Raw genomic sequence first — 18736 nt, 5'->3', positions numbered from 1 at the left:
GTCATGGCCATGAGTACCAAGTCCCGCGAGGACGAAGACGAGGTGATCGCAGACATCAACACCACGCCGTTAGTGGACGTGATGCTGGTGCTGCTGATCATCTTCCTGATCACCATTCCGGTCGTCACGCACACCGTGCCGCTCTCGTTGCCCAAAGAGACCGTGCAGCCGCTGCAGACGCAGCCCAAAAGCATCGAGATCGCGGTAAACCGGCAGGGTGATTTCTTCCTGGGCGAGACACCTATGGATGGCCCGGAATTGCTGGCGGCGCTCAAGCGTGTGTCGGTACAGACGCCGCAGCCCACCGTGCATGTGCGCGGCGACCAGATGACGCCGTACGAATTCATCGGCCGCGTCATCACGCTGTGTGAGCGCGCGGGTATCGACAAGGTGTCGTTCATCACGCAGCCGCCCGCGCGCGGTGGCTAAGCACCTGCTATGGAAATGAACCTATGGAAATGAACCTATGGAAATGAACCTATGGGAATGAACGTATCGCAGGGCAAGGCCGGGGGCGAGCCGGAGGTGATGGTCGACATCAACACGACGCCGCTCATCGACGTCATGCTGGTTCTGCTGATCATGCTCATCATCACGATCCCGATCCAGATGCACGCCGTGAAGATGAATCTGCCGGTGGGCAATGCGCCGCCCGCCGCACCGCCTGAAGTCGTACGCATCGATATCGGTGACGACGGCGTGACGCTATGGAACGGGGCTGCGGTGCCCGACGGGAGGGCGTTGGAGAATCAACTGACGGCGGTGGCCCGCGCCCCGGTGCAGGCCGAGATCCACTTGCATGCGGCGCGTCGCGTGCCGTATCGCGATGTGGCGGCGGTCATGGCATCGGCTCAGCGCGTGGGGGCGACGAAGCTCGCGCTGATCGGCAACGAGTGAAGGTGATCCGGTGCGTCGGTCGGGCTTATGCCGCAATGCCATAACCTTGTGTGATTCGCTTCGTTGACCTGCGCCGGGCGCCGCCGCTATTTTGGGTGTTTCTCCGGTTCCTCTTAGGTCGACGTCGCTCATGCGCTTTGCTCTGGCTTCATTGCTTCGCCATCCCCCGCGTCTGACACGCGTGCTGTTGGTGGGTCTGTCCTGCGTATTGGCGGCACCGGCCGCGCATGCCGAAGGGCGCATCCGGATCGCCGAACAGTTCGGCATTGTGTATCTGCTACTTAATGTCGTACGTGATCAGCAGCTCATCGAACAGGAAGGCCGCAAGCTGGGCGTCGACGTCAAGGTCGACTGGGCGAGGTTGTCCGGCGGTGCGGCCATCAACGACGCCTTGCTCTCCGGGGCCATCGACGTTGCTGGCGCTGGCGTGGGACCGCTGATTACCGTGTGGGATCGGACCTACGGGCGTCAGAACGTGCGGGGTGTGGCGTCGCTGGGCAGCTTGCCGTATTACCTCGTGAGCAACGATCCGAAGATTCGAACCATCGCCGACTTTACGGAGAGGGACCGTATTGCGCTGCCAGCCGTGGGGGTCTCCGTGCAATCGCGGGTGCTTCAGTACGCGTCGGCCAGACTGTGGGGCGATAGTGCCTTTGATCGACTGGACAAATGGACGCAGACGATGTCGCACCCCGATGCCGCGGCGGCGATCATTGCCGGTGGCACGGAGATTACGGGGCACTTCGGCACGCCGCCGTTCCAGGAACAAGAGCTGACGGCCAATCCGCGCGCACATATCGTGCTCGATTCCTATGAAGTCCTCGGCGGCCCCAGTTCAGCCACGGTGCTTTACGCCACGGAAAAGTTTCGCAACGACAACCCGAAGACGTACCGGGCCTTCGTTCTCGCGCTTGCCCGTGCGGCGGACTTCGTCAAGCGGCAGCCGGACGCCGCAGCCGATACCTATCTGCGCGTGAATCAGTCGAAAACCGACAAGAAGCTGTTGGTGAGCATCATCACCGACCCAAAGGTCAATTTCTCGATTACGCCCCAGAACACGCTCGGACTCGCGCAGTTCATGCAGCGCGTGGGGGCGGTGCGTCACAAACCCACGTCCTGGAAGGACTACTTCTTCGACGAGCCTGCGCTGGGGCAGGGTAGTTGAGATGAGAGCGAGGAGCGCCCTACAACCCCTGCAGCAAGCGGGCGGTGACGCCGACGTTGCCTCTACCCCCGGAGAAGTCCTCGGCGAGCGTGTGCTCGAGGTGCGCGAACTAGATATCGAGTTTCGTACGAAGGGTCGCCATGTCGCAGGCGTGAGCAACATATCGTTCGATGTCTATGACGCCGACCGTTTGGTGCTTCTTGGTCCGTCGGGTTGCGGAAAATCGACTTTGCTCAAGGCCATCGGCGGCTTCGTCAAGCCGACACGCGGTGAAATAGTGCTCGACGGACAATCCGTCGCCAAGCCGGGCATCGACCGGATGGTGGTTTTTCAGGAGTTCGACCAACTCGCGCCGTGGAAAACGGTCGCGCAGAACGTGATGTTTCCGCTGCGTGTCGGCAAAGGACTTTCGCGTCGCGAAGCACGTGAGCTTGCCCTCGATACTTTGGAAAAAGGTCGGACTCTCCCGATTTGCCGACGCATTCCCGCACACGCTCTCCGGCGGTATGAAGCAGCGCGTGGCCATTGCCCGCGCACTGGCGGTGCGACCCCGCGTGTTGCTCATGGACGAACCCTTCGCCGCCCTCGACGCGCTCACCCGTACACGCATGCAGGAGGAACTACTGCGTTTGTGGGAAGACACGCGTGTCACGCTCCTGTTCGTGACGCATTCCATCGAAGAAGCGCTTGTCGTCGGCACCCGGATCGTGCTGCTCGACGGTCAGCCGGGACGTCTACGCGCCGAACTCGACGCCGGAACGTTCGGACTCGACGAGGTGGCATCCCCTGACTTCCGGCGTGCGAGTGCACGTATTCACGATCTGCTTTTCGGCGAACCACTGCCTTCACAAAGCACAGGAGAGGCGGCATGAGCTCGCTTTTGCCCAAGACGGTCCCAATTCGGGCACCGCGCCGTCCCGAAAGAATTTTTCCGAGGACGCCACGCGCGTCTGACGAAGGGCGGGTACGTGCGGCCGATCTGCCGACTGACGGAAAAGACAACGAAGCGGCGGGCAGGCAAGTTCGTTGGCGGGCGGTGAGTCCGAGTGTCTGGAGAAAGCTGATCATCGGTGTTGTGCTGCTCGTGTTGTGGGAAATCGCGGCCCGATGGGTCGACAACGATCTGCTGCTGCCCGGCGCCAGCCCCACCGCGCGTGCCTGGTGGGAGAGTGCGGTAAGCGGGGAGCTATTCGCGCGTACAGGCACGTCGCTCTGGATGTTGCTGCGAGGTTACGGCCTAGGTGTGCTGTGCGCATTCGCCCTGACGTCACTGGCCATGTCGAGCGCCGTCGGGCGCGATCTGCTCTCGTTGCTAACAGGAATGTTCAACCCGCTTCCGTCGATTGCACTGCTGCCGCTGGCGCTGCTTTGGTTCGGGCTGGGTACGGGTAGCCTGCTGTTCGTGCTGGTGCATGCCGTGCTATGGCCCCTGTCGCTGAGCATCTACACGGGGTTCGAATCGGTTTCACCCACGCTGCGCATGATCGGACGCAACTACGGCCTGTCGGGATTGCGGCAGGTCGCCTGGATATTGACGCCCGCAGCACTGCCGTCGGTGCTTTCCGGGCTGCGTGTGGGCTGGGCCTTTGCGTGGCGTACGCTGATCGCCGCCGAACTCGTTTTCGGGGCGAACACCGGCGCAGACGGACTGGGCTGGTACATCTATCAGAACCGCAACGAGCTATACACCGACCGCGTATTCGCTGGTCTACTGACGGTTATCCTGATCGGCCTGCTCGTGGAGCATCTCGTCTTCGATACGCTCGCCCGATGGACGGTGCGGCGCTGGGGGACGCAAAGCGTATGAGGTGTGGCAGAGGATATTCGTCTGCCACATCTGGGCAGCCAGCGCTCTTCGCTTCTCGGTATCTCCACCGAGGGTCGTCAGCCAAACAGATGCCAATGGCGAACGAGCATCGCCAGACCCAGTGCCAACGCGGACACGATCGCGCAGACGAGCGTCAACCCCAGCACATGCGCAATCGCATATCGAAGCCGGTTCATGACGACCGCCCCTCCGAAAGAGTGTGTAGCAACGGACTGGACAAGTGCACCACTTCGTACGCAATCGCGGCGTCGCTGGGTCTGGCGTCATAGGACTCGGCCAGAACGTATCGCGAGACGCGCCAGTTCAGTGTGTCCAACGCCGTCACGGACGCGACGCGCCCCGGCCGGACCGCCGCCGCTGCGTTGCGCTCCACTTCACGCAGGAAGGCCTGTCCCAGATCGGCGTCGCGCGTAATGTCGACCGTCTCCTCGAAGACAAACCGTGTCTGCGGCGCGTGGCCTCTGCGTGCATCGAGGACCACGCGGGTCTCGATGGCTGCCCGGCCAAAGCTGGCAGTCACGTTGCGGTAGCGATCAGCCAGCAGGAAGTCGGCGAAAGCTTGATCCGAGCGCCAGAGATAGAGCGACGAATAGCTGTTCTCCGTCGCGCCGTGCTTGCCCGCTTCGCGCAGCAGGAAGCCCTTGAAATACAAGTCGGGCGCATCGTCCCATAAGGCGCCGCGCGTCTTGCCGCGCGCGCGGATGGCGTTCAGATCATAGTCGGCGGGCAGGCGGTGCAGATAGTGAGCGGTCAGCATGGAGGAACCCGAAAAAGGGAAGGTCGAGTCCTCACCATAGCGAAAAGCGAGTCATTGAAAAATAGAATGATTTATATTTCAGTGATCGTGTTTCGAAATGATTGATCCGATGAAATCCCTCGACATCGAAGCGGTGCAAGCCTTCGTCCTGACAGCGGATCTGCAAAGCTTCACCCGCGCGGCCGAAGTGCTCGACACGACCCAATCGGCCGTCAGCGTGAAGATCAAGCGTCTGGAAGAGGCGCTGGGACGCAAGTTGCTGGAGCGTACGCCAAGACGCGTCCGACTGTCTGCGGACGGCGGTGTGTTCCTTGACGGCGCACGGATGCTGGTCGCCGCGCACCAGGGGGCGATGGACGTGTTCGCGCCCAAACAGCGACGAATGTTGTTGGGCATTAGCCACCACATCGTGGGCGCCGAGCTGCCGCAACTATTGCGGCACGTTGGCCGGGCCGACCCGGGCCTGACGCTCGACATCCGTGTCGCGCCATCGCGCGAATTGTTGGTGGCGTTCGACGATGGCGATATTGACGTCGCGGTTGTTCTGCGCCACGACAGCCGACGTCACGACGGCAAAGTGATCTTGCAGGAGCGCTTTGGCTGGTTCGGTGCGCCGGATTTCGAGCACCGGGCCGGTGAGCCGATCCGTATCGCGACACAGCCGCAGCCGTGCAGCGTTCGCGCGATGGCGCTCAGATCGCTCGAAGCGTCAGGCGTTGCGTGGACGGAGGCATTCGTCGGCGGTGGCGTGAACACCATCGGCGCGGCGGTGTCGGCCGGTCTGGGTGTCGCGGCGCTGGGCCGTCGGGTGGCGCCGCGCGGCACGGTGGACATGGCAGCGCGTCTGGGGTTGCCTGCGTTGCCAGAGCGAGATGTTGTGTTGTACACCCATCTGAGAGACGCGCAATCCAAAGCTGCCATTCAATCGCTGACGGCGGCGCTGAGATCTACCGTCGGTCGTTAGACACCGTCACATCGGTCATACCGGCCACCACCGGTAAAGTGCAGTTCGATATCTCCATTCGCTAACAACGAATAGCGATAAGCATTTTCAAAATTCGCCAAAGCCGTTATCGAATGGCCCCGCATAATCTGCTGCCTTCCCTTTGCCAACCGCTCACCATGCAACCCCTTTTCCTGGCAACAGCAGATCAATTTTCGAGCGTCAGATTCGTGCTTACGGACATGGACGAGACGTTGACCTATCAAGGCCGCCTGCCCGCCGAAACGTACACCGCGCTGGCGCAACTGGAAGCCGGTGGTATTCGTGTGGTGCCGGTCACTGCGGCCCCGGCCGGGTGGTGCGACCAGATGGCGCGTATGTGGCCCGTTGACGGTGTAATTGCCGAAAATGGTGGTTTGTTCTTGCAGCGAAGTCCGGACGGGCACCAGGTCGAGCGGCATTTCTGGCATTCGCCCGATAGCGTCGAACAGGTGCGCGAACAACTGAAGACCATTGCACAGGCCGTCGAAGCCGCAGTGCCAGAGGCACAACAGGCCGACGATCAGGTGTTTCGGCTTACGAGCCTCGCCTATCGCCGTTCGGGGACGGATACCGATGCACGTATCGTCAAGGCGCTGAGGCAGGCAGGTGCCGATGCGACGATAAACAACCTGTGGGTGCTCGGCTGGGTTGGCGGCTACGACAAGTTGACGATGTCACTGCGCGTTCTCGCCGACACATACGGCATTGATGCCGAATCAAGCCGCGAATTAGTCGCCTATTCCGGCGACTCCACCAACGACGCGCCCATGTTCGAGTTTTTCAAACACACGGTGGGCGTGAGCACGGTGACGGATTATCTGCCGCAATTACCGGTTTCTCCGCGATGGATCACGCGTGGCCCGGGGGGCGCCGGTTTTGTGGAATTCGCCAACACCATTCTCCAGTCGCGTTCCGCGCTACGTGGCTAGTGGCGAGCACTCACAACACCGGATGCGCCACATTCATATCCACACAGCAGACGACAGCGTCGACGCCGTCCTCGTGCTCGCTCAGGTACACATGCCCCACGCCGCTGTCGAAGTAGAGGCTGTCGCCGGGTGTGAGCCGGAACGCCGTACCGTTCTCAAACTGCAACAGCAAGTTGCCCGATAGGACGAAAACAAACTCCTCACCGGCGTGACGAATGTAGTCGGGAAAGTCTTCCAGCTTTCGGGCGCGGATGTGCGCACGCATCGGCACCATGCGTTTGTCGTGCAGATCGGAGGCGATCATGCCGTAACGATAGTTCGGCGTCTCGTAGATCGCCTGCTTTCCCGCCGCAGTAAACGACGGACTCATCGCGCCGCCGGGTGCTGCCTCCTCGTCGCCGAAGATTGCCGAATAGTCCAGATTCAGCGCGCGTGCCAGCGCACCGAATTTGTCGTACGTCAGCGCGATGTCGCCGCGCTCCGCCTTTGATATGGTGGAGACGGCCACGCCTGAGCGCTCGCTCAGTGCCTTGAGTGTCAGTCCAAGGGCGCCACGCGCATTGCGCAGCCGTGCACCCACCGTCTGATGGCTGATCTGACTGACCTGTCCGTCTTCCCTGCGGGCCTGATTCCGCTTAGCCGACGTCGGCGTCTTCTTTCGTGTAGGTGGCGTCATAGCACTTCACTGACCATGTCCCGTTCATATCCTCCGAACAAAACACAGCGTCATTGATCTCGTTACGGTGTCGGTGTTTTCTCGTATACGAGAATGTTAGTTCTCATATATGATAATTCGCGCCGCCGCGAATCCGTCGAGTCTACGTTAGCGGCCGTTCATTCACTTCTCTTTTTCGAGTTCGAACCATGAAGAAAGACATCACGCGCATGCAAACCAACGGCCGCATGAGTCAGGTGGTTGTGGCTAACGGGGTTGTATATCTCGCCGGTCAGGTACCGGATACGGCGGGCGCGACGATTACCGATCAGACCATCGAAGTGCTCAAGCACATCGACGCGCTGCTGGCCGAGGCGGGGATCGAGAAGACGCGTCTCCTGACCGCCAACATCTGGCTGTCCGACGCGCGTCATTTCGACGAATTCAACCGCGTGTGGGACGTATGGGTCCCGGACGGGCATGCCCCCACGCGTGCGTGCGTTCAATCGCTGCTGATGCGCGCCGGTTTCGACGTAGAGATTGCCGTGACGGCGCTGGCATGAAAGTCGACGTGCTTGTGCTCGGTGCAGGCATTGTCGGCACCTCCACCGCGATCCATCTCCAGCGTCGGGGCCTCAACACGGTCCTCGTCGACCGTGCCGCGCCCGGACGCGAGACGTCCTACGGGAATGCCGGGCTGATACAGCGCGAAGGCGTGTATCCGTATGCGTTCGCCAGAGACATCGGAACGCTGCTTCGTTATGCGCGCAATCGGTCCACGGACGTGCGCTATCACCTGGCGGCACTGCCGGGGATCGCGCCATTTCTCGCGCGCTACTGGCACCACTCAGCGCCGCATCGTCATGTGCAGATCGCCCGTCATTACAGCACCCTCATCGAGCATTGTCTGACGGAGCACAACGCCCTGATCGAACGTGCGGGTGCGCAAGATCTGCTGCGCGACGGCGGCTGGCTGAAGATATTCCATACGGCAGGCGCGTTCGACGCGGCATCCCGCGAAGCCGAGCGCTGGCGAAGCGAGTATGACGTACCGTTCGAGCGGCTCGACGCCGCGCAGCTCCAACGCGACGAACCGTCGCTTGCGACAACGTTGGCAGGCGCGATTCGCTACACGGCCTCCGGCTCGATACGCGATCCTGGCGAACTGGTGAGTCGCTATGCGCAGCACTTCACGTCGCTCGGCGGACGCATCGTCCGGGGGGACGCCACCACGTTGAAGCCCCACTGGCGCGTGCAAACGGAAGTCGGCGAGATCGAAGGTCGACACGCGGTCGTTGCGATGGGGCCGTGGTCCGATGCCGTCACGAATGCGCTGGGCTATCGACTGCCGTTAGTCGCCAAGCGCGGCTATCACCGGCATTTCCGCCCCGAGAACGGTGCAACGTTGAACCAAACGGTATTGGATGCCGAGCGTGGCTTCGTAATGGCACCGATGAATCAGGGCATTCGTCTGACGACCGGCGTTGAACTTGCGTTGCGTGACGCCCCTCGCACACCGGTTCAACTCGCGGCGGTGGAGCCGTTGGCCAGAAGCGTGTTCCCGCTCGGCACGCCTGTCGAACCGCAGCCGTGGATGGGCAGCCGTCCTTGCACGCCCGATATGCTGCCGATCATCGGCCCGGCGCTGCGGCATCGCGATCTTTGGTTCGCTTTCGGTCACGCGCATCACGGTCTGACGCTCGGGCCGGTGACGGGCCGTCTGATCGCGGAGATGATCTCGGGTGAGCGGACACTGGTCGACCCGACGCCGTTTCGTGCCGACAGGTTCTGACAAAAAAATGCCCTTCGCGAGGAAGGGCAAAAATTTGCCGGAGTTTTGGCGAAGCCCGGCAAATCGTCAGACGAATCGTCGAATCAAACAAACGGGTTCTCGACGCGAGGCCAGTACTTGAGGCTGCGGTGTCGATAGGGAAGCGCGGCGAAGTCGGGCGTCAGTGCGCCCGGTGCCGCGAGATGCACGATGGCCTTCGCGCGAGGCGCAAATTCGGCCTGAAAGTGCTGCGTCGATTTCACGACGACGAGACGCTTGGCATCCATCGCAATGCCGAGACCGGTGAACGCGTCGACGCCAATGACTTGTGTTCGTACGGAAACGAGCACGATGTCCAGCCCATTAGCGCCTTCCACCCAGACCGAACGTCCCAACGGAATCGACATGCCGCGAATGCTTTGCGAGTGCGTGTCGTGCACAGCGCGTACCGTGACCCGTAGATCGATGGGATCGCCTGAGGCAGTGCCGCACTTCCCGCCAATCCGAAGATCGAGCGTGGCACCGACACCGGCGTCCGCACAGATCTGAATAGCGCCGAGATCCCAGAAGCAACCCAGTGCGACGTTGGGGATGTCCCGCTCGACAATCCTTCGAAGGATGAAGGTGCTGTCGCCCGGCGCACCGCCGCCCGGGTTGTCCGCCACATCCGCTACAACCACCGGGCCGGTGTCGACGGCAAGCGCCACATCGAGTCCATGATCGAGGTCGAGCCACTTGGGCTGCACCTCGTGACGCAACGCCCAGAACTCGTTACCCAACTGATGCGCCAGCGCAGCGGCACGCGCCGGGTCGCCGTCCGCCACGACCCAAAGCTTCGCCCCGGCCTCGGGCACATCGCCCCACGGAAAGCCGTGACCCAACGAGACGGACAGAATGCCGTCGTTCCCCTCAAACGACTTCATCCGCCGAACGAAGCCCGCCATCGGCTCCGTCGTCGTGTGCCATGCGCCGACCATCCGGCAATCGTGCACTGCGGTGACGGGGGAGATTTTCCGCTCGGCGGCTTGCGTCACGAGTCGATAGACCTCATGCAGTCGGTCGATGCCGTCGGTGTGGGGATATTCCTTGTACGCGATGAGAACATTGGCCGCGTACTGCATCAGCTCGGTGAAGTGGCAGTGCGGGTCCAGTGTCGCGGCAATGGGGACATCCGGGCCGACCACTTCGCGAACGCACGCGAGCAGATCGCCTTCGCAATCGTCGTGGTTCTGCGCCACCATCGCGCCGTGCAGCATGAGTACGACAGCGTCGAGCGGTAAGGCGGCTCGTACACCGGCGACGATTTCGTCGCGCAACGTTTCGTAGACTTCCCGAATCACCGGGCCGGACGGCTGCGCCTCTGCACTCAGCCCTTCGGCCAGCGTGTGGCCGTCCGACTCGGTGAGACGACGCAGCTCGGCCATCATGTAGCCCACGCTATCGGACGCGCGGATGCTGGCGTCGCCCCGGTAGATCCCGTTCTCCTGAAATCCACCCCATCCCGTGGGGCACGGCGCGAATGTATTTGTTTCGGTAGAAAGGTTTGCCGCGAAGATCTTCATTGCGAGTCCAGAGGTGTGAAGAAAGCCATTCAAGCCATTTCACACACACTCTATGGGGACCGCATTGCCTGATTGTGAGCAGTGTGTATCGACATTGACACACACGACGGCGCTAGCGCTCACGCTCGTGCGACGACTATCGCCTCGGTAGCACCACACGCGCGATTAGCCCGCCGTCTCGCGCGTTGAGCAACGTCAGCGAGCCCGCGTGACGTTTGACCACGTCGTTCGCAATGGCCAGCCCGAGTCCGGTGCCGCCCGTGTCGCGACTGCGAGATCCCTCAAGCCGGAAGAACGGTTCCAGGACCCGTTCGAGATCGCGTTCCGGAATGCCGGGGCCGCGATCCACGATATCGATCTGCACTTCCTTCTCGCCGTCGATCAGATCGATGCGCGCCTCGCCGCCATAGCGGATGGCATTCGCGACCAGATTGGTCAGGCAGCGTTTTAACGCGAGCGGCTGTGCGGACAGCGGTGCGATGGCACCGTGCACCGAGACCTTCTGCCCGCGCTCCAGCGCATCTTCGGCAATGGCATCCACCAGCGCATCGATATCGATGGGGCTCAACTCTTCGGTAACGGCTTCGTTACGAAGAAACGAGAGCGTCGCGTCGAGCAACTGCGTCATCTCGTCGATGTCGGCAATCATCCGGTCGTTGAACTCCGAGCCTTCGAGCGTGCGTACCCGCAGACGCATGCGCGTGAGCGGCGTGCGCAAGTCATGCGACACCGCAGCCAGAAAGCGATTGCGGTCATTGACCTGACGTCGGATTGCCGCCTGCATCGAGTTGAAGACGCGCGCTGCCTGACGCGCTTCGATCGGACCCGCTTCGGGAATCGGCGGCGCGTCCATATTGCGCGACAACTCCGCCGCGCCTGCGGCGAGCGACCGGAACGGGACCGACAACATGCGCGCGCCGATCCACGAAGAGATGAGCAGCGGCACGGTCTGCACGGCGGCCGAAAGCCCCCACTGTAGCCCCGTCGACATCCCCGGAGGCGGTTTGAATGCCGCCGATGAGTAGAACGTGTAGACCAGCAATCCGCTGCCGATCTGTGTCATCGCCACCATGACAAGCATGACGAACAGCAGCCGATAGAACGCGGAATCGAACGATGGCTTTTGCATGGGGATGGCGGCCGGTGCAGTAGAAGAGATCTCGAACATGCGGGCCATTATCCCGCGCGCATGTAGCGGCTTCGTCAACAGATTGTTTCAGGACGGAAACATCCGGAGGCACGTGCCGTCCGCCTGAAGCCCGGACGGGCGAGACGCTGCGCTCAGGGGATCTATGTTTCACGCGCGATACAAAGTCCACATGAACCAGAAATATCGCACAAATAACGTTCATGCCAGAGCTAAGACTCTGATGAGCGTGGACGCACCGCGCAAACGATCCATACCGCGAAGGCATCGACGATGACCGAAGCGCGGAAACCCCCGGAGGAGACGACAGTGGCAATCAGACAGCATCGCAGGCAGACCGCAGGCACTTTGCACCGATTCAGACTTCGACCCAACGGCGGCACCTGGCTGGTCGGTTCACTGTTGGGGCTGGCATCGGCCTATGGCCATGCCCAGACCGTGACGCTGCCCGGTGCCGCGTCGGCGGTCAGTGCTGAGGCGGAGAGCGCCACCGTGACGGCCAACCCGTCGGCCGACGCAAATGCAGTCGCCCCCGGCGCAGCGCAAACCGTGACCCCGGCCACGGCCAAGGACGGCGCGACGCTCAACACCGTCGTGGTGACGGCCACGCGTCGCCGCGAACCGGCACGCGAAGTGCCGATGCAGATCAACGTCATCTCGGCGGAGGAGTTGCAGAAGAGCGGCGCAAAGACCATGTCGGATTTCCTCTCGTCGGAGCCTGGCGTCGACCTCAATACGCAGGGCGGCAGCGGTGCGGGACAGATCAGCATGCGCGGCGTGACGACCGGCGAGCAAACGGGACCGACCGTGGGCGTCTATGTCGATGACGTCGCTTTCGGCGGAAGCACGCTGTTCTCGCAAGGCGCGACGTTTGCGCTGGACATGAGCCTGCTGGATCTGAACCACATCGAAGTGCTGCGCGGGCCGCAGGGCACGCTCTACGGCGCAGGCGCGATGGGCGGGTTGCTGAAGTACGTCACCAACGAGCCGGATACCAACACGTTCTCGGGGCAGGCGAGCGCGGGTTTGTCGACGACCAAGCACGGTGGCATCGGCAATACCGCCAGCGCAGTCCTCAACATCCCCATCAAGAACGATGTGGCGGCCGTGCGCGTGTCGGCGTTCAGTCAGCACGATGCCGGATATATCGACGCCGTCGGGCCGCAGGCGGGCACGCGGGTCGACCGGGGCGACACATACGGTGCGCGCGCCTCACTGCTGCTGACGCCCACGAGTCAGTTCACCGTGCGGCTGAGCGCGATCACCCAGAACATCAACCGTAACGCGCCGAACTACGTCGCCTATGACAACAGCGGCAAGCCTGTCGATGGCGATTTGACCACGCGCATCTATGCGCCCGAGCCGTTCCATCAGAACGTGCAGCTTTACTCGCTCGGCCTGGAATATGACTTCGGATGGTCGCGCTTCAACTCGATCACGTCGTATCAGTCGGTGAAGACGAATGCGCCGCAGGATCTGTCGGTGGTCTACGTGCCAGCGCTGGCCGCGCAGGGACTGAATCTGAACTCGGTCGTAGCGGCGAATATTGCGTCGACGAACAAGGTGACGCAAGAGTTTCGTCTGACGTCGCCCGGTAATCGTCAACTCGAATGGATTGCGGGACTCTTCTTCACGCGTGAGCGAAGCGAGTCGGATCAGGGGATCGTGGCGGGGTTTGCCGATGGATCGTCGGGATATCTTTCGTCGCTCACGGCACCGAGCACCTACACCGAATACGCGGCGTATGGCGATCTGACGTATCACGTGACACCGCGACTGGCGCTGACTGGCGGCATGCGAATTGCTCACAATAACCAGAACTTTGAACAGACCACCGGCGGGCTGCTGGGCGGACCGATGCAGACGATTTCGGCACCCTCGTCGGACACCAGCAAGACCTACATGCTGACGGCCAGCTATGGCCTGACCGAGAACAGCAACGTCTACGTCCGTGCGGCCAGCGGCTATCGCCCGGGCGGACCGAACGCGCAGCTCGTCAGCCCGATCACCGGGTTGCCCGGCAACGGCAACGCCACATTCCAGCCCGACACGCTCTGGACGTACGAAGCTGGCTACAAGGCCGATCTGTTCGATAAGCGTCTGTCGCTGTCGGCCACTGTCTACGACATCGAGTGGAAGAACATACAGCAGCTCGGCGCAATCGAGGGTGTCAATCAGGTGCTCAATGCAGGTAATGCGCGCATCAAGGGCTTCGAACTGGCGAGCAGCTTCCGCCCCGACCGACACTGGAATTTTGGCGTCGGCTTCTCGTACATCGATGCCAAGTTGACGCAGGGCAACGCGTCGACCGGCACGCAGTCGGGCGACCCGCTGCCAAACTCGGCGAAGTTCTCCGCCACGCTGACGGGGACGTACCACTTCTCGCTCGGCTCGTATGCCTCGTACGTCGGCATTGCGGAGCGCATTGTCGGCCGTCGTCACTCGGGCTTCAGCAACAGCACAGGTCGCCCCGATTACCAGCTCCCGGGCTACGCCGTCACCGACCTGCTGGCGGGGATCGACTTCGGCAAGGCGAGCCTGAACTTCTATTTGCGCAACCTGTTCGACCGTCGCGCGCTGCTGGCCGCGGGCACCGCCCTGATGCCGATGGGTGGCCCGGCGCTGGTCAGCGTGGAGCGTCCGCGCACGTTCGGTGCCGTGCTGACGGTGCCGTTCTAATCCTCGGAGACCTTCCAATGACTTTGCAACAACAAGACCTGCACGCTCGCCTCGACGCGCATCTGGCGCGATTCAACAAAAGCGATGCGCCGGGGCTCGTGGTCGGCGTCGCCCGTGACGGGCGAGCGCTGTACCGCAAGGGGTTCGGCATGACGAGCCTCGAACACGGGGTGGCTAACACACCGGCCACCCGCATGCGAATCGGGTCGACCAGCAAACACTTCGCCTGTCTCGCCGCGCTCCTGCTCGCGCAGGACGGCAAGCTGGATATCGACGCGGGGGTTCGCACCTATCTGCCGGAAGTCCCGGTGCCTGCGGGCGAGCCGACGCTACGTCAACTGATGACGCACACCAGCGGCTATCGCTGCTATCTCGACCTGTCCGTCATCACACAGGGCATCGCTGCGATCGGACGCGGCATGCCGCTGGAAATCGAACTGCGCCAGCAAGACGTCAATTTCCCGCCCGGCGAGCGCATGATGTATTGCAACGGGGGCTATCACCTGCTGTCGCAGATCGTTGCGCGCGTCAGCGGCATGTCGTTCGAGCAGTTTCTCGATGCGCGAATCTTCCGCGTGATGGACATGAACGATACGGAGTCCGTCGGCGACGACCTGCGTATCCGTCCGCGTATGGCTACGCAGCATGTGCCCGACGGCGAAGGCGGCTATTTGCGCGGACTCTTCCCGAGCCTCGACGTGCTGGGGGAGGGCGGCATCGTCTCCACCATCGACGACATGCTGCGCTGGGCTGCGCATCTGCGTCGGCCTGACCGACTGGGAAGCCCTGAAACGTGGCGTGAGATGTTGACGATGCCCAAGTATTCGAGCGGCGAGACCGGTATCTATGCGTTGGGGTTGATGCGCACGCCGTATCGCAACGTCGAGACGATTCATCACGCCGGGGGCGTCTTCGGCGGCACCTGCCAGATGCTCACGGTGCCGTCGCATGCGCTCGATATTGTGCTGATGAGCAACGGCGCGTCGGTCGATCCCGTGGGGCTGGCGACCGAGATTGTCGATATCGTCCTTGGCGACGAAGTGCTCGGCCCGCCGCGACAGGCAGCGGAGCCGGTTTCGGCAAACCCTGGTCTGGTCGGCAAGTATTTGTCCACCGAGCCGCTTCAACTGGTGGAAATCGTGGAAAGGGACGGTGCGTTCTACGCGGCGCCGTACAACCAGCCGCACCCGCCGCAACCGTTGATTGCCGACGAGCGCGGATACCGTATCGACGACGGTGCCGGTGCCCGGATGCGCATCGTGCCTCACGAGCGCTCGGCGTCCGGCGACGTGCCCGCCATCGATTTCGTCGAGAGCGGACACGTCATTACGCTCAGCCGCCATGAAGGCACGCCACCCGTGGAGACGTTGGGGATCGACGGGATGTGCGGCCGGTATTTCAGTCACGATGCCGACGCACACGCGGTCGTCTCGATGGAGGACGGAACGCTGACGTTGTCCATTCGCGGTGCAACGGGTAACGTGCGTTATCGCCTCAATGCGCTCACCCGCGATGTCTGGACGTTCGAACCGGCCGATGCGTCCGCGCTTAGCGCTGGCACAGTACTGGTTGAGCGCAGTGAAGACAAGGCCTCGCGGCTTTCGCTGAGCACGTCCCGCACGCGGGGGCTGGCGTTCTCTCGTATCGGGTAACGATGAAGTGGGGAGGGGCCTCGGCTCCTCCCCGGCTGATGTCAACGCTCAGGACTTTTCGAATCGAAGGTTTCGCGTTCGGAGGGTACTGACGGAAATCCCCGCCACAAGCCCGGTGTCCGGGTGCCTGACGATGGCGATCGTTCCCGACAGCATGGCATTCGGCTCGCGCGGCGAGAAGCGGAAGAGATCGATGTCGACGGGGAAGACGTCATAGCGGCATTCCCCAGCCTTTCCCGCGATCACCAGCGACATGACGACGCTAATGTTGGCGTCCATCGGCTCATCCAGCGCCGAAGCGCGCAACGTCGCGCAAGCGTCCGCTTCTTCGCTGAGATAAGCGCCGCTCAAAGACTCGATGTCTTCTGCGCCGATCCCCGCTGTCATTTCGACGCGGCGATAGACTGCCGTGTGGCCGCAATGCGTGATGCGCAGGTGTGAGGGATCGTTGCCCCACTGCAACCGGAATGTCCCGTCACCCTTGGCGTCCAGTTCGTACAGTGACGAGATGCTCGGTTCGAGCGGCCCGCCGAGCGTCATCGCGCCGCTGCGCTCGACGATGTCGTACACGACGTCTCCATTCACTTCGCGATAGATGCCCGCTAGCGCGGAAGATGAGGGTATTGGCGCGGGCGTTGGCACCGGATACGCCTGCGTCCGGTCGGCCAGCAAGATGTCGAGCATGCGCAGCGAAAGTGCTCCTGGTGCAGGAAGCGCACCGTTACTCAACAACACGATGTCGACGCCGTATTCGGGCACCGACAACATCTGACACGTCCCGCCTACGACACCGCCCGCATGGTGGATCAGTTCACATCCGCGATACTGCGTGCGCTTCAGACCCATCATGTAATCGCTGCGCAGCCCGCTGGAGAACGTTGGGGATGAGAACATCGCTTCCCACGTGGCGCGACTGCCGACGATCTTCTCGCCGCGCAGGTGTGCACACCATCGCAGCATGTCGTCCACGCAGGAGACGACACCACCTTCGCCGAGTATTTCGCGCGAGGGGAACAAGCCTCGCTCGTATGCGCCGTCGCTGCGCCTTACATGGCATGCGGCCATGCGGTTTCGAATCTGGAAATCGTCGGACAGACAGAACGTGTCTTTCATCCCCAACGGTTCGAAGACTTCCGACGCGACGAACGACGCGAACGATTGTCCGCTGACACGTTCGATGGCCAGCGACAGCAGGTGATAGCCGCCGTTGCAGTACATCATCCGCTCCCCGGCCGGGAAGTTGACGTGGGTCTGCCGACGCTGAATGTCGAGTAGATAGCCCGCCTGCGGCACTGCCAATCCATTGGTGAGGAGCGAGATGTCGAGCGCGCAGCGTTGGCCGCTGGTGTGGTGCATGAGCGAGCGCAGCGTCGGCTCACCGGCGATGCCTGTCAGTTCCGGCAAATACCGATGGATGGGGAGGTCGATATCCAACGCCCCGACCTCCTGAAGCAGCAGGGCGGCAAGGCAGGCCATGTGCTTCGTCGTCGAACCGATGCGCAGTCGGGTTCGGGCATCGAGGGCGATGCCTAGCCCGGTGTTCGCCATCCCGAAGGCGCGGCGCAGCACGACCTTCCCGTCGATGGCCGCGCCGACGACGACACCGGGCGCGTCGCTTCGATTGAACGGTTCAAATAGCGCGACGAGAGCATCGTCAAATGGCACCCGTGCTGACACGGCAATCCTCCTGAGTCACGTTGCGATCCGCTCGACATCGTCGACGCCCCACAGGCTGTCTGGCCCGAATACGTACCCGTTCCGGTACTGGAACGAGGGCGAGCGATCCTCGGCCAGAAAGCAGGGGCCGTCGAGATCGACGCGGTCGCAGACCTGCCCGAGGAGGTAGGCCGGTGCCAGACCGAGCGAAGTGCAGGGCATGCATCCGACCATCACCGACAGGCCGAGATCGCGAATCGATGCGACGAGCGAAAGCGCACGGGTGAGGCCGCCGCATTTGTCGAGCTTGATGTTGACGACGTCGTACCGGCGGGCGACGTCGGTAAGGTCGTTCAGATCCTGAAACGATTCGTCGGCCGCGAGGCGAATCGGGTACGACATCGATTCGAGGCATGCGTCCTCGCCTACGGGCAAGGGCTGCTCGAGCAGGTCGACGCCGACTTGCTGCAAGACCGGCAGCATCCGGTGCATGTGGTCTGTCGTCCAGCCCTGATTGGCGTCCACCGCCAGTGCAACGTCGGGGCAAGCCTTGCGAATCGCAACGAGGCGGTCCACGTCGAGTGCGTTGCCGTCCAGCTTGATCTTCAACGTGGTCGCGCCCGCATAGCGACAGGCCGCAGCGGCCATCGCATCAGCCGTATCGACACCGACCGTGAGCGAGGTGCGCAGCGGGCGCAGGCGTGCGCGTCCGGACAGTCGTGCGACGGTCATGCCGCAGCGCTGGGCGGCCAGCGACCACAGCGCCGCATCGACGGCGTTTCTCGCGCCACCAGCAGGCAACAGCGAGATGAGGTCTTCGCGGGAGATACCGCGCTCGATGTCGCCACGCACGGCAGCAATTTGTTCGGCCATGCTCTCCGGCGTCTCGCGCCGGTAGTAGACACCGGCGGCTTCCCCCCGGCCTCGGCATTGTCCCGACCTCAGTGAGACGACCAGGACTTCGGCCGCATCGACCGTGTAGCCCGAGATGTGAAAGGGCGTGACCAGCGGCCACCGTTCGATGCGAACGGAGAGGGTGCAGGGAATCGTCAT

Annotated in this window: 16 protein-coding genes and 1 pseudogene; 11 read left to right on the top strand and 6 right to left on the bottom strand. The window is 62.6% G+C overall.

The window, feature by feature from the left end; translation table 11 throughout:
* The first annotated feature begins 3 nt into the window (after positions 1-3).
* From ACIQWO_RS18745 to ACIQWO_RS18725, 5 genes and pseudogenes are all read left to right on the top strand, one after another.
* Positions 4-429, top strand: coding sequence for an ExbD/TolR family protein (locus tag ACIQWO_RS18745; protein ID WP_402827316.1), 426 nt, complete (start codon positions 4-6; stop codon positions 427-429).
* A gap of 51 nt (positions 430-480) precedes the next feature.
* The gene (locus ACIQWO_RS18740) at positions 481-897 is read left to right on the top strand and encodes an ExbD/TolR family protein (protein WP_402827313.1); all 417 of its coding nucleotides are present in this window, start codon (positions 481-483) and stop codon (positions 895-897) included.
* Positions 898-1027: 130 nt separating this feature from the next.
* Entirely contained in the window at positions 1028-2062 is a 1035-nt protein-coding gene (locus ACIQWO_RS18735) for an ABC transporter substrate-binding protein (RefSeq protein WP_402827310.1), read from the top strand.
* Position 2063: 1 nt separating this feature from the next.
* Positions 2064-2934, top strand: a pseudogene (locus ACIQWO_RS18730) (ABC transporter ATP-binding protein).
* A complete protein-coding gene (locus tag ACIQWO_RS18725; RefSeq protein WP_402827307.1) occupies positions 2931-3869 on the top strand; it encodes an ABC transporter permease in 939 nt (312 codons plus the stop codon). The pseudogene ACIQWO_RS18730 and the gene ACIQWO_RS18725 overlap by 4 nt, the downstream one beginning before the upstream one ends.
* A 193-nt stretch (positions 3870-4062) precedes the next feature.
* Here ACIQWO_RS18725 and ACIQWO_RS18720 read toward each other — a convergent pair whose 3' ends face one another.
* The gene (locus ACIQWO_RS18720) at positions 4063-4647 is read right to left on the bottom strand and encodes a DUF4865 family protein (RefSeq protein WP_402827304.1); all 585 of its coding nucleotides are present in this window, start codon (positions 4645-4647) and stop codon (positions 4063-4065) included.
* Positions 4648-4756: 109 nt separating this feature from the next.
* Between ACIQWO_RS18720 and ACIQWO_RS18715 the strand changes: the two genes are divergently transcribed.
* Both ACIQWO_RS18715 and ACIQWO_RS18710 read left to right on the top strand, forming a co-directional pair.
* Positions 4757-5611: a LysR family transcriptional regulator gene (locus ACIQWO_RS18715; protein ID WP_402827301.1), complete on the top strand. Its 855-nt coding sequence runs from the start codon at positions 4757-4759 to the stop codon at positions 5609-5611.
* Between the two features lie 158 nt (positions 5612-5769).
* Positions 5770-6561, top strand: a complete 792-nt coding sequence (locus ACIQWO_RS18710) for an HAD-IIB family hydrolase (protein WP_402827298.1) — start codon at positions 5770-5772, stop codon at positions 6559-6561.
* A 10-nt stretch (positions 6562-6571) separates the two neighbouring features.
* Here the strand turns inward: ACIQWO_RS18710 and ACIQWO_RS18705 are convergent, their stop codons facing one another.
* Positions 6572-7237, bottom strand: a complete 666-nt coding sequence (locus tag ACIQWO_RS18705) for a helix-turn-helix domain-containing protein (RefSeq protein WP_402827295.1) — start codon at positions 7235-7237, stop codon at positions 6572-6574.
* Positions 7238-7425: 188 nt separating this feature from the next.
* Here ACIQWO_RS18705 and ACIQWO_RS18700 point away from each other — a divergent pair, with 188 nt between their 5' ends.
* Together ACIQWO_RS18700 and ACIQWO_RS18695 are read left to right on the top strand one after the other, a co-directional pair.
* Positions 7426-7779, top strand: a complete 354-nt coding sequence (locus tag ACIQWO_RS18700) for a RidA family protein (RefSeq protein ID WP_150665833.1) — start codon at positions 7426-7428, stop codon at positions 7777-7779.
* Positions 7776-9008 carry an NAD(P)/FAD-dependent oxidoreductase gene (locus ACIQWO_RS18695; protein ID WP_402827291.1) on the top strand — a complete coding sequence of 411 codons (1233 nt, stop codon included), beginning with the start codon at positions 7776-7778 and terminating at the stop codon, positions 9006-9008. The genes ACIQWO_RS18700 and ACIQWO_RS18695 overlap by 4 nt, the downstream gene beginning before the upstream one ends.
* A gap of 83 nt (positions 9009-9091) precedes the next feature.
* Here ACIQWO_RS18695 and ACIQWO_RS18690 read toward each other — a convergent pair whose 3' ends face one another.
* On the bottom strand, positions 9092-10549 hold the full coding sequence (locus ACIQWO_RS18690) for a M81 family metallopeptidase (RefSeq protein WP_402827288.1): 1458 nt from the start codon (positions 10547-10549) through the stop codon (positions 9092-9094).
* Between the two features lie 136 nt (positions 10550-10685).
* Positions 10686-11717, bottom strand: coding sequence for an ATP-binding protein (locus tag ACIQWO_RS18685; protein ID WP_402827285.1), 1032 nt, complete (start codon positions 11715-11717; stop codon positions 10686-10688).
* Positions 11718-12005: 288 nt separating this feature from the next.
* On the opposite strand from ACIQWO_RS18685, the gene ACIQWO_RS18680 reads away from it, so the two are divergent.
* Positions 12006-14375, top strand: a complete 2370-nt coding sequence (locus ACIQWO_RS18680; protein ID WP_402827282.1) for a TonB-dependent receptor — start codon at positions 12006-12008, stop codon at positions 14373-14375.
* A 17-nt stretch (positions 14376-14392) separates the two neighbouring features.
* Positions 14393-16027: a serine hydrolase domain-containing protein gene (locus ACIQWO_RS18675; RefSeq protein ID WP_402827279.1), complete on the top strand. Its 1635-nt coding sequence runs from the start codon at positions 14393-14395 to the stop codon at positions 16025-16027.
* Between the two features lie 48 nt (positions 16028-16075).
* On the opposite strand, the gene ACIQWO_RS18670 is transcribed toward ACIQWO_RS18675, so the two are convergent.
* Positions 16076-17704, bottom strand: a complete 1629-nt coding sequence (locus tag ACIQWO_RS18670; protein WP_402827276.1) for a serine hydrolase domain-containing protein — start codon at positions 17702-17704, stop codon at positions 16076-16078.
* A 15-nt stretch (positions 17705-17719) separates the two neighbouring features.
* Entirely contained in the window at positions 17720-18736 is a 1017-nt protein-coding gene (locus ACIQWO_RS18665; protein WP_402827273.1) for a dipeptide epimerase, read from the bottom strand.

The organism is Pandoraea sp. NPDC090278 (assembly GCF_044772185.1).
GTDB lineage: Bacteria > Pseudomonadota > Gammaproteobacteria > Burkholderiales > Burkholderiaceae > Pandoraea.
This window is presented reverse-complemented; position numbering and strand designations above follow the sequence as displayed.